Source organism: Planctobacterium marinum, assembly GCF_020687805.1.
In the GTDB taxonomy this organism is placed as follows: Bacteria; Pseudomonadota; Gammaproteobacteria; order Enterobacterales; family Alteromonadaceae; genus Planctobacterium; species Planctobacterium marinum.
In genome coordinates, this window is record NZ_JAJEWQ010000001.1 from 641333 (window position 1) to 653134 (window position 11802).

The 11802-nt window shown below is 46.8% G+C and carries 8 protein-coding genes; 1 reads left to right on the top strand and 7 read right to left on the bottom strand.

Annotated elements, in window-relative coordinates:
• Window positions 1–22 precede the first annotated feature (22 nt).
• On the bottom strand, window positions 23–4216 hold the full coding sequence (gene pulA / locus LJ740_RS02930; RefSeq protein ID WP_229527561.1) for a pullulanase-type alpha-1,6-glucosidase: 4194 nt from the start codon (window positions 4214–4216) through the stop codon (window positions 23–25).
• 501 nt (window positions 4217–4717) lie between these two features.
• On the opposite strand from pulA, the gene LJ740_RS02935 reads away from it, so the two are divergent.
• The gene (locus tag LJ740_RS02935) at window positions 4718–5179 is read left to right on the top strand and encodes a hypothetical protein (RefSeq protein ID WP_229527562.1); all 462 of its coding nucleotides are present in this window, start codon (window positions 4718–4720) and stop codon (window positions 5177–5179) included.
• A gap of 54 nt (window positions 5180–5233) precedes the next feature.
• Here LJ740_RS02935 and LJ740_RS02940 read toward each other — a convergent pair whose 3' ends face one another.
• The 6 genes from LJ740_RS02940 to hemA all read right to left on the bottom strand — a co-directional run bounded on the left by LJ740_RS02940 (window position 5234) and on the right by hemA (window position 11375).
• The gene (locus LJ740_RS02940; RefSeq protein WP_229527563.1) at window positions 5234–6046 is read right to left on the bottom strand and encodes a SirB1 family protein; all 813 of its coding nucleotides are present in this window, start codon (window positions 6044–6046) and stop codon (window positions 5234–5236) included.
• Window positions 6047–6107: 61 nt separating this feature from the next.
• On the bottom strand, window positions 6108–6473 hold the full coding sequence (locus LJ740_RS02945; protein ID WP_229528028.1) for a SirB2 family protein: 366 nt from the start codon (window positions 6471–6473) through the stop codon (window positions 6108–6110).
• A 51-nt stretch (window positions 6474–6524) separates the two neighbouring features.
• Window positions 6525–8084: a response regulator gene (locus LJ740_RS02950; protein WP_229527564.1), complete on the bottom strand. Its 1560-nt coding sequence runs from the start codon at window positions 8082–8084 to the stop codon at window positions 6525–6527.
• Between the two features lie 54 nt (window positions 8085–8138).
• A complete protein-coding gene (gene prmC / locus LJ740_RS02955; RefSeq protein WP_229527565.1) occupies window positions 8139–8996 on the bottom strand; it encodes a peptide chain release factor N(5)-glutamine methyltransferase in 858 nt (285 codons plus the stop codon).
• A 12-nt stretch (window positions 8997–9008) separates the two neighbouring features.
• Entirely contained in the window at window positions 9009–10097 is a 1089-nt protein-coding gene (gene prfA / locus LJ740_RS02960; RefSeq protein WP_229527566.1) for a peptide chain release factor 1, read from the bottom strand.
• Window positions 10098–10103: 6 nt separating this feature from the next.
• Window positions 10104–11375 carry a glutamyl-tRNA reductase gene (hemA, locus tag LJ740_RS02965; RefSeq protein WP_229527567.1) on the bottom strand — a complete coding sequence of 424 codons (1272 nt, stop codon included), beginning with the start codon at window positions 11373–11375 and terminating at the stop codon, window positions 10104–10106.
• Window positions 11376–11802: the final 427 nt, after the last annotated feature.

Genomic DNA, 11802 nt, shown 5'->3' on the forward strand with positions numbered 1-11802 from the left:
TGGCGTTTTTTCCTCATTCAGATTATTGCAAAGTGATTCGCAAATCCGGAGACGCTTTATCCGGGCCAATCAGTTCAATCAAATAGGTACCAGACTGAGCAATATTCAGACTCAAATCCCCCCCTACCGGCGCCAGAGTGAGTCTTTCACCAACAACAACACTGTTGCCTTGTGCACCTGCGCCCAGGTCTACGGTAGCCCAGTCTTCACTGGCAACTTTAAACTCGTAGCTTCCAGCTGCCAGAGGCAATGACAACGAATAGGTTTTAACACCATCAAACTGCAGTTCGTCCACCGTACTCCAGTCATTCATCGTACCGCGAATAAACACCGGCGTACTGCCATACATACCCCCTTCAAACACACTCAGACTAATCGCATTCAAATCGGCGGCATCCATGGTAAAGATATAAACACCGTCAGTGGGGATTGTAATTTGTACATTACTGGCACCGGCATATAAGCCGTAATCTGACTCCAAAGACAGCGCTGAACCATCGCCGCCGAGGTTGACGGTTTCCCAATCTGCTGAGGCAACTTTGAATTCATAATCACCGGCCGCCATTTGCAACTGAACACCGTAAATACCTGAGCCTTCATAAACAAACCGGTTGTTTTCGCTCCAGTCGTTCATGCTACCGCGCAAATATACACCGACTCCCGCGAAAGGTTCCTCCACTCTGACAGTAATGGATGGTGCCTGTGCGTCGCTGGCATCTACAGAGAAAATATAGGATTCGCTAGAATCGGGAGTGAACATCAGATTATTACCATAACCCAAGGTCAGACTCTCTCCGGTAGCTATGACTTCACCATTGTCACCGGCGCCAAAGTTAACAGTGGCCCAGTCTTCACTGGCAAATTTAAACTCGTACGTTACCCCCTCTACCAGGCTAATGGACACCTGATAAATGCCTTCCCCCTGATAGCTCAATGGGTTGGACGTGCCCCAGTCATTCATGTCTCCGCGGATGTAGACTGCGGTGTTGCCATAAACCGGCAGATCAGGTGTGCCGATGGTAGCGTATTGGTTAAGTCCAACTCCCTGAGCACCTTGCTGATGTTGAACAAACACCGCCAATGAATAAGCCGGTACAGTAAACTCTCCCTGTTCGCCATTTTCAGAGAAATAGGCAGCAGCCACCTGAGGATCAATCGAGTTCATTTGAACCGGATGCAAACTGAAACCGGATGCCGATGGGATTGCATGGGTTATGGCACTGTCTGTGGTATTAATCACCACAACGACAGCATCATAAAGTGGATCGATATCCTCCAGGTCTGCCCCATCATCTATGCTCATCACAATCAGGCCTGATTCCTGTTCGGGCCCCACGTTATGAAAGCCAATACGCGCTTTGATTTGCTCACCGCTGGTCAGGCGGAACAGTTTAGTTGACTGGCGGATATCCAGATATTCCTTAAAGACTTCAGCCGCAAACTGAATATCTGACATGGCGGCCGCCCGCCCTGCATCTGCTAGGATAGGACGGATCTCATCCCAGCGACTGCCATTTTCCGATTGCAATGGCATACCCACGTTCCAGTTATTGCCATTCATCGAGAAGTCAATTCGGTTAAACCAGTCACCGGCGTCATAGGTATTGCGGTCCATGGATTTTGAGCGCAATAAATCACCACCTTGCTGCAGGAACGGAATGCCCTGACTCAACATCGCGGTCGCCATCGAAATGTTCTGCGCTCTGACCCGGTTCTCAATAGAGATATCAGACGGCAGGGTGTAATTTAGTTGATCCCACAAGGTTTCATTATCGTGCTTAGACACATAGTTGATAATGTCTGCCGGGTCCTGTGCATAACCTCCGATGGTATTGGTTTTGATAAAGGCATTCGTGGAACTCACAAACTGAAAATCAGTCAACGTGCCAGCTAAAGACATTCTGATTTTGTCCTGAACCCGCAATATTCCTGAACCAGTGTCGCCACTGAACATGGCTGCACCGCGGATAGCTTCGCGGATCTGGTCGTTAAAGGTCCCCACTTCGGTACCCGCCATGTTCTTTTGGGTAGCCTGTTCAAAGAGACGGTCACCGCCCACTTCACCGAAGTCCCAACCTTCACCATAGAAATAATTATCGGGGTCCACGGACTGAACTGCCGCCCAGGAGTCCATTATGGCACTTTTAGGGATATGCCCCATCAGATCAAAACGGAAGGAATCGTAGCGATATTGTTCCGCCCACAACACCAGAGAATCAGACATGAATTTGGCCATCATGCGGTTTTCTGTTGCGGTATTTTCACAACAGGTTGAGCGTTCGATATCGCCGGTAACGTGGTTATACCTGTGATAGTAGCCAGGAACCACTTTATCAAACACCGAATTTTGGTTAGTACCAGAGGAAGAGGTATGGTTGTATACCACATCCAACGCGACACGCAGCCCCATGTCATGCAGAGCTTTAATCATGGTGCGCATCTCTACAATACGCGCTACCCCATCAGCGTCGGAAGCATAGGCGCCATCAGGCACATTAAAGTGATGCGGATCATAACCCCAGTTGAAACTGTCATAGCCACGCATTGCCGCAACAAGAGCCTGTGCATCTTCTGACGCCGGATCATAACTTTCAAATACGGATAACAAAGTGGCAGAATTATCTTCAACACCACACACCGGCGCACCGCTATTTAATGCACATAAGTCCGCCACAGTGTCTTCCAGATTCACCACTTGCGCGGGATCTTCATTAATACTGGCGATATCGTTTGCCGGCATGATGTGATAGAAGTTTAATCCTTTCTCCACCAGGCTTTGCAGGTGTTGCACCGGCACCGAGCTGGCATCCGTGTAGGCCAGATATTTACCGCGATAGTCTTGCGACACCGAACTATCTAACGCGCTGAAATCACGAATATGTGCTTCATATATAACAGCATCTTCGAAGTGTTCTATCACCGGTGACGAGTGACTATCCCAGTTGGCCGGTTTTAAATCATCGTCATTGAGATCAACGATTTGCGAATAACGGCCATTAGTTGCAACACTGACAGAATAAGGGTCAGTACTTTCCACGGTAACAAGGTCATTCTCAAGCGGATGGAAAACCGTCAGTTCGAAGCGGTAAAAGAGACGATCCAGTTCGGCGCGACTTCCGCTATAACTCCAGATACCAGTTGTCCCGTCATAGGTCATGGCTGTCGTATTCAGCGAGGCTTTATCAGCATCATACAATTTTAAGCTGACATTTTGCGCTGTAGGAGCCCATAGATTTAAGCTGACGGTATCTCCCTCATAGTGTGGACCGTAACTGGCCTCATCGGCATCACTTTCACCGCGGGTATAAAGATCATCCAGCACCGGCGCTATTTGCACACGAGTTGCAGCGGCAACGTCACCGTCAGCGTCCATAGCGACAACGATCAACTGAGATTTCAGCATTTGCTTAACCTGTTCGACTTCAGCGTCTGTCGTCAGGCTATCCCAGTCCGCCTGATTTAACGCCAATGCCGCTTCGCTGTTCTGTGTCTCAGAAGTTGTCAGAGATACGTAATGGTCTCCGGCTATGCCGCTTTCAGGATCGAATTCCAGATCTGCACTTTCAGACCAGTACAGGCGAATATCGGCGTATTCACTGGTATCGGTTCCCCAAACTAAGGTATCACTGTATACCCAATGAACCTCAGCGTTTTGCACCGTGACCGGTATTTCAACAATGGCCTCATAAAATACATCTGACACACCCGACAGCGTCCAGGCCATACGTTCACCGGATAAATCCATCATCAAATCTTGCTGTGAAATATCTTTATTGCCATCGGCGTCATGCACAATAAAGTTCATACAATCTGAGTAGCCTTCCAGTAACGGTACGATGAAATAGCCACCAAACACAGGATCTGTACCCATCACTGATGGCCCCTCTGGCCATGTAGTTGGCTCGGCTACCGTATCGGGGCAGTTTTCATTATTCCAAAGGTGCAATACCCAACCGTCATATTCTCCATCCGGACGATTGTAAAAAATAACCGCCTCATTATCCTGAGCAACCACAGTGGGAGCTGGTAGTTCACAAGCATCGCCGTCTGCATTGACCACTTCCGGTGCATCACATGACAGCGGTGCAGGCGTATCCGGGTTTGCGGATGGCGGTGGAATATCAGGAAGTTCCAGTTTATCAGACGAACAAGACAGCAGTGCCATGCTCATCAATGTCGAAGTCAGTAACTTCAGTTTGAGTGATGGTATTTTCATTATCATTTCCGGTTGAATTTGCAACACCTGGTATGCTCAAAGAGCAACTAAATGGACCTAACGCGGGAAATTAGTTTTTTAAACATTTATTTACAAGGCATTAACATATGCATACGTATGTAAAGCCGCATGAATACGTATGCAGCAGAACCGATAACAATTCGCTTCAACATTGACAATTTAAAAAATGAAGAGTACTTTGTGCCGCAGGTGGCAGAGGCGCCTGTTCCGCTCAAGATGACATCACTCTGAACAACCTCCTTTTTAACAAGGATTAAAGTACCGGTTCTGATGAACCTAAGTTGGCCCTGCGGAAACCAAATTACTTAGGAATCACATTATGACCGAATTAATCTTTGGCCCTGGCCTATTTAAAGTTTCCACAAACCTGCTTCCCTGTCAGATGACAGATATTGCGCTGCTTATTTTAGTGATTTGCTTGTATCGCCTTGCAGAACAGAATTTGTGCCGCTCACATTTTTCATCGAAGGGAGATGCCTGATGAAAAAGTCCATAACCGAACTCAAAATTAAAGCTAAAAAACAACAAAAATGGCTGGCGCAAACAGGAACTCCGCAGCCACTCACAATGTGCCAACAACAGATCGCATGTGAGGCTGGGTTTAACCATTGGCATCACGCCTCTGAGGTATTGACCGGCGCAGGACAAGTCACACAGGATTATGGGTCACTTTGGTATCACCCCAAGTGCGCCCCCCTGTTAAATCTATGGTTTGCTAACAGAGAAGAGGCAAAACAGGCACTGTTGGCAGACAAGAGTAAAGTTCTTGTTCCTTTCAAAACACAGTACATTCTGGTTACGGAAGAATATCTGACGATGCTGGGCGTAAATGCTGTGTACATTGAACAACTGTTTGCCGGTGCTCGGGATCTTGTTGAAGTTTACGGCACAGCGCTGTTTGATGAGGTGGCAATGTGTTGCATTCTGCACCGGCTGAAGTAACAGCAATAAAGACGCAAGGGTGAGCGCAGGCTCACCTTTTTCTGTTGACACCAATTAATGGTGGATGACAATTTTTTCCCGCAACTTCTGAATTTGTGCTCGCAGTAGTTCTGTTGACGGGTCTTTGGGACAACGTTCCACAAAATACTCATAATCTGCCGCAGCGACTTTAGGACAATCCAGTTGATGTAGCAAAAAGCCTCTGTCTCGAATTTCAAAAGGATCATCGGGACACAAGCTCAGTAACAAATCAATGGTAGATAAGGCGTTGTGGTATTTTTGTTCATTGATAAAAGAAGCTTTCAGATTTTGCAGCAGCCGCAAGATGGTTTCTTCACATCCCGTGGGCTCTAATGTTTCCAGAGGCATCTCTTTTTCAGCCTGCTCTCCCAGGATACTAAAATAGTTTTTTTCCAGTTGCTGCCAGTTAAGGCATTCGCCATTGAGAGGGTCGATAAACACAATTTTTGAGTCAGACACCTGAAACCGCACCAGAAAATGCCCGGGAAAGTTAACACCCTGCATTTTTAATCCCAGCGCATTACCTAACTGGCAAAAGACGATGGCCAAAGTTACAGGGATACCGGTGCGATATTGTAGTACTTCATCCAATAAATTATAGCGGGCTGCAAAATAGTTTTTACTGTCGCCACTAAAAGCCAGTTGCTGATAAAAGAAGGTTCTGAGGCGTTCAAAAGCAGCAAATTTGTCGCCTACATTACCGACAAACTTAGCGGCCTGATTGATAAGTTGCTCCATTTGGGAAATAGATTGCGCGATATCCAAATCACTTTTGTAACAACGCGAAATCAACAACGCAGATTTAAATAAATTATGCTGCTGAATCGCATGTTTAAGCTCTATCACGGTATTTGTCCTTTATACATCACACTTATAGATGTTATCGGACTGGCAGGAAAATCCTTTATCAGAAAATGAAAGCTTGTTTGGTAACTGCAATTTTGCCAATCATGGCAAAAACCGCCACCGCGCCGACAAAAGCAACGCTTTTTATCACCTTGTTTTTCCCCAGCTTCAATGCGAATAATCCCAACAAAATATAGGCAATCAGGCCAATCACTTTTTCTGTCAACCAGCCGTTGTAAAGCGGATATTGTGCCAGCAAAATGCACAAGGTGATGGCACTGGCTAATAAGACGGTATCTATCACGTGAGGGACTACCTTCACCCACTTTTTCGACATCATTCCACTGTTAGACATCACCCAAATAAAACGCAATACCAGAAGTAAAAAACTGACGGCGATTGCCGTCATATGAATATGTTTAACCATTAAGTACACTGCAGACTCCTGTTTTTCTTATTGTTACGACAGTTATGGTAATTATTGTTTGTCGGGATAGGCAAATATTATCGCTTCAAACTTTTTAATATTATCCAGCAAGGTATCCACTAACGCCGGATCAAAATGTTTTCCCCGCTCTTGCTGGAACTTTTCCACCACCTTTTCAACGGTCCAGGGCTCTTTATAACAGCGCGTTCCTCGCAGTGCGTCATAAACATCGGCAATGGCCGCAATGCGTGAGAACAGATTGATCTCTTTGCCTTTGATACCTCGCGGATAGCCGCTGCCATCCCAGCGCTCGTGATGCTCTCTGGCTAATAAAGCGGCGGTTTTTATAATGGGCTTATCACTGTCTCTGAGCAACTCGTAACCATCATTGGCATGCTTTTTCACCAGTTCAATTTCTTCTATGGATAATGGCCCGGGTTTAGTAAGTATCTCCACCGGAACACGCAGTTTGCCCACATCGTGTAACGGCACAGCCAGCTTAAGAATTCCAATTTCATCTTCTGACAAACCGTGCTCTCTGGCTAACAGCTCACATAAGATAGTCATACGTTCGATATGCCGACCACCACTAAGCTGGCATTCCATGGCCTGCCCCACTTTTTGCAGTATTTCTTTTTGGGTGTCCTCGATGTCTTTTGTAAGCAACACATTTTCAAAAGCCACCTGCACATGGCTGGCAAAAATCTCAATTAAATGTTTATCGTTGGCATTGAGTTTTCGCGGAATCCCGGACAAATATAACAGCGAACCTGGTTCTGTGTTGCTCTGGCAATAGGCAACCACATAATCATCAGCGTAGACCACATCTTTTTCTCTCAACGCCTTTTTACAGGCGTTCAGAATATCGCCTTCAACGACCTCTTCCAGTGGGCGAACCGCTTTTTCGACTTCCGCAGCGTTGTCATTCATACCCGAGAAGACAACAAAGCCACTGAGCTCGTGGCTACTGCCACCTCTGGTAGACGCCAGTGCGTTGGTAATATAGGCGGCGTCTGTGGCGCCTCCCAGTAATGAACTGAGCTGTTGAATTATGCCATCTATGAAGTTTTCCAAAGAGTGGATACTAAATAAATCGGCTGAGGCAGAAATGATCTTTTCCAGTCCTTTGCGGCTTTCTTCAATAGAAATAATATCCCGGTAGGAGCGCAAAGTAGCGATAATAACCGTAAATAACTTCTGCGCAGTGAGTTCGGTTTTTGATTTGTAGTCGTTGATATCGTAATTGACGATGACGTGTTTTTCAGGAGCCTGGCCCGGTTGCCCGGTTCTGAGAATAATGCGGGTAAAATGATTGTTGGCTTCATTGCGAATGAATTCAGCCACCTTGAGACCGGCGTCATCCGTTTCCATCACCACATCCAGTAGCACGACCGCAATGTCATCGTGCTCCATAAAGACCTTTTTCGCCTCTTCACCACTGTGGGCACTGATAAATTCCAGGTCTTTTTCCTGAAACACAAAGTCGCTTAGTGCCAGCTTAGTGACGGCATGAACTTCAGGTTCATCATCTACAACTAAAATTTTCCATGAGCCCCGCTCTTCAATTTCTTCTTCTTCAGAATCATCAGCGAAAAGAAAATCGTCAGACATCCAGTTTCCCTCAATAACGACAATAACTAGTTTTACACCTTTTAAACTAGTCTTTTATAAAGGGTTATGCAACTTGAATTGAGCGAATGTCACCCTGTCGTGACCAGCGCAATCCTGGCGGGTCTGAATTTGCTCATACCCTGCATCAGCAAATAATTCCTGGATCGCATTAGCCTGTTTAAATCCGTGCTCAATCAGCAACCAACCATCAGATTTCAGGTGTTGTCGCGCTTGCGGAATAATTAGTCGGATGTCATCCAGCCCGTCTTCGCCCGATGTCAAAGCGCTGCCGGGTTCGAAACGCAAGTCCCCCTGAGTTAGATACGCACTATCAGACTCTACATAAGGCGGGTTTGTCACTATCACATCGAAAGCTTGCTCACCCAACGCGGAAAACCAATGGCTTACCAGAAATCTGGCATTTTCTACGTGATTTTTGCGTTGATTATGGGCGGCCAGTTGCACCGCTTCAGTAATCCGATCGCAACCGGTAACCTGCCAGCCTTTGCGCTCACTGGCTATCGCCAGAGCAATTGCCCCGGTGCCTGTACCCAGGTCCAGACAGCAACTGTTATCTGCTACCGTCAGGTCCAGGGTTAACTCCACTAACAACTCTGTTTCCGGGCGCGGTATCAGGGTAGATTCATTGACGTCCAGCGACAACGTCCAGAAATCCTGATGCCCGATAATATAAGACACAGGACGCCCCTGAATTCGTTGCTGCAGATACTCCTGCCAAAGACAGGCTTGTTCAGAAGTTAATATATAATTAGCATCGACAATGAGTTTGGTGCGATTGCAGTGCAGAACGTCGCAAAGCAGTGTTTCAGCATCTGTTTTTGCACTGTCTGAATGGTTTTTTAGCGCCTGAATGCCCATATCAAGCGCTTGCTGGATAGTCAGATTGTCCACAAATTTCAGGTGTTACAGGTCATCAGACAATGACGCCAACAGGTCTGCCTGATGCTCTTGCTTGATGGGTTCCAGCACAGCGTCCAGCTCCCCTTCAATCACATCTTCCAGTTTATATAAAGTAAGATTGATACGGTGATCAGTCAACCGGCCTTGCGGGAAGTTATAGGTGCGAATTCGCTCTGAGCGGTCACCACTTCCCACCAGGCTGCGACGAGTGCTGGCTTCCTCAGCGGCGCGTTTATCTTCTTCCACCTGGTTTAAACGAGCCTGCAATACCGACATCGCCTTGGCGCGGTTTTTGTGTTGTGAACGCTCATCCTGACACTCCACCACTAATCCCGTAGGTAGGTGAGTGATACGAATTGCAGAATCGGTCTTGTTTACGTGCTGTCCACCGGCACCGCTGGCCCGGAAGGTATCCACCCGCAAATCTGCAGAATTAATTTCGATTGCTTCAGACTCAGGGATTTCTGGCAAGACGGCTACCGTGCAAGCAGAAGTATGGATGCGTCCCTGAGATTCGGTTTCTGGTACCCGTTGCACCCGGTGACCACCAGATTCAAACTTCATGGTGCCATAGGCGCCATCACCTACCAGGTTGGCGATGATCTCTTTGTAGCCACCATGTTCGCCTTCATTGGCGCTGATGGTTTCAATGCGCCAGCCTTGTTTTTCTGCATAGCGACTGTACATACGGAACAAATCACCGGCAAAGATAGCAGCTTCATCACCGCCAGCACCGGCACGAATTTCCAAAAAGCAACTCATGTCGTCGTTGGGATCTTTGGGCAACAGCAGAATTTGCAGTTCCTGCTCCAATTGTGCGATGTTGTCTTTGGCTTGTTTGTATTCTTCCTGCGCCATTTCCTGCAACTCAGGATCATTTTCCTGCAACATCTCCTGTGCTGTCGCTAAATCTTCTTCCGCCTGCTGCCAGGACTTAAAGCACTTAACCAGTTCTTCCAGTTGCGAATACTCTTTAGATAGCGCCCGAAACTTGTTCTGATCTGAAATGATCTCAGGCGCACTCAGCATCACCTGGATTTCTTCAAAACGTTCTATCAGCGTTTCTAGTTTAGTAACAACAGATGCTTTCATTTACAGTTAATTCTCTTCTACATTATTCGGTTCAAGTTTATAAACTTCTGACAACTTGTTTAACAGTGTCATATCTTGTGCTTCTGCGGCCTGCTTAATCGCTTGCGTTGGTGCATGGCTTAGCGCATTGGTGAGCTTATTGGCAAGCTCTGTAAGCACAATCTCAGGTTCAGCCCCTTCACTCAACAGGTTCCTCGCCCGTTGCAGTAATTTTTGCTTTTCGTTCTCGTGTTTAAGCCGCAATTGCCGGATCAAATCACTGTGTTGTTGGCGATTTTGCCACGAAACCCATTTGTTTACCTCTTCGACAATCAGGCTTTTCGCTTCATCAGCGGCTTTTTGCCGGGAAGCTACATTTTGCGCCACTATCGTTTGTAAATCATCGACCGTATACAAAAAAGCGCCATCTAATTCGTTGCACTCTTCTTCAATATCCCGGGGGACCGCCAGGTCAATCAGCAACATGGGTTTGTAACGACGGTGCTTCAGTGCCGATTCCACCATACCTTTGCCCACCAGAGGCAACTGACTTGCCGTAGAGCTGATCACAATATCGGCGTCGGCCAGACGGGTATGCAGTTGCGATAAAGTAATAGTAGAAGCACCAAACTGTCGGGCCAATTCCTCTCCGCGAGACAGGGTTCGGTTTGCGACAACCATGTCTTTCACCCCCTGGTCAGCCAAATGCCGGGCCACTAACTCAATGGTCTCCCCGGCACCAATTAACAACACTTTACTTTTGGTAACATCGGTAAATATGTGTCTGGCTAATTGTACGGCAGCAAACGCTACTGATACCGCGTTTTCGCCGATTTCAGTTTCGGTACGCACTCGTTTAGCCGCAGCAAAGGCAGTTTGAAATAGTCGTTCAAAGCCACTGTTTACCGTACCGACATGTCTGGCACTGGTATAGGCTTGTTTTAGCTGCCCTAATATTTGTGGTTCGCCCAGAATCAGGGAGTCTAAACCACTGGCCACTGACATCAGATGCGCCACAGCCTCGGTATCCTGATGGCAATAGGTCATTTCCCGCAATTCTTTGTGCGGCAAACGGTGAAAATCAGCTAACCAGGTTATCAGGGCATCCGCGGAAACATCATCTACATCAATATAAATTTCAGTGCGATTGCAGGTAGACAGGATCACGCTTTCATTGACTTGCTGCCAGGCATTTAACTCTGTTAAGGCTTCCAGCAATAATTCTGGAGAAAAGGCTACCTTCTCCCGAATTTCCACTGGAGCGGTATCATGGTTAACGCCAATCGTAAGTAGCGACATTGAATCCCGTTGTTCTCTGGTATGTTAATTTTAGCCCGCGCCGAAATAAACTATGCCATCGGCGGCGCAAAAGGCGCGACATTTTACGCAAATCCTAAGCTATTTAAAAGTACCCTACTCTATAGCTCAACACTTAATAATCTATTTCGGTTATTAGAAAAATAGATTAACAAAATTAAAGTGGTATCTTTTATCCGATTTACGTTAACCTTTTGCACCTGTCACAAATTAACATCTGATATTGTCCTTAATGTTGCACAACGCGAGAAAAAGTTTGCATAAAATACTGGTGATACTGTCAATACTGTTGCTTTCAGCCTGTGCGACCAGGCCTGAAATACGCTTCCAGGATGCCTCTGTAGCCGGTAAGTTTCCGCAACATTGGACCATAGACGGTCGCATTGCGTTTAAATCTCCGGAAGAAAAA

Coding starts and splice junctions, on each gene's coding strand:
- pulA (WP_229527561.1), bottom strand. CDS start 4,216: ATGAAAATACCATCACTCAAACTGAAGTTACTGACTTCGACATTGATG.
- LJ740_RS02935 (WP_229527562.1), top strand. CDS start 4,718: ATGAAAAAGTCCATAACCGAACTCAAAATTAAAGCTAAAAAACAACAA.
- LJ740_RS02945 (WP_229528028.1), bottom strand. CDS start 6,473: ATGGTTAAACATATTCATATGACGGCAATCGCCGTCAGTTTTTTACTT.
- LJ740_RS02950 (WP_229527564.1), bottom strand. CDS start 8,084: ATGTCTGACGATTTTCTTTTCGCTGATGATTCTGAAGAAGAAGAAATT.
- prfA (WP_229527566.1), bottom strand. CDS start 10,097: ATGAAAGCATCTGTTGTTACTAAACTAGAAACGCTGATAGAACGTTTT.
- hemA (WP_229527567.1), bottom strand. CDS start 11,375: ATGTCGCTACTTACGATTGGCGTTAACCATGATACCGCTCCAGTGGAA.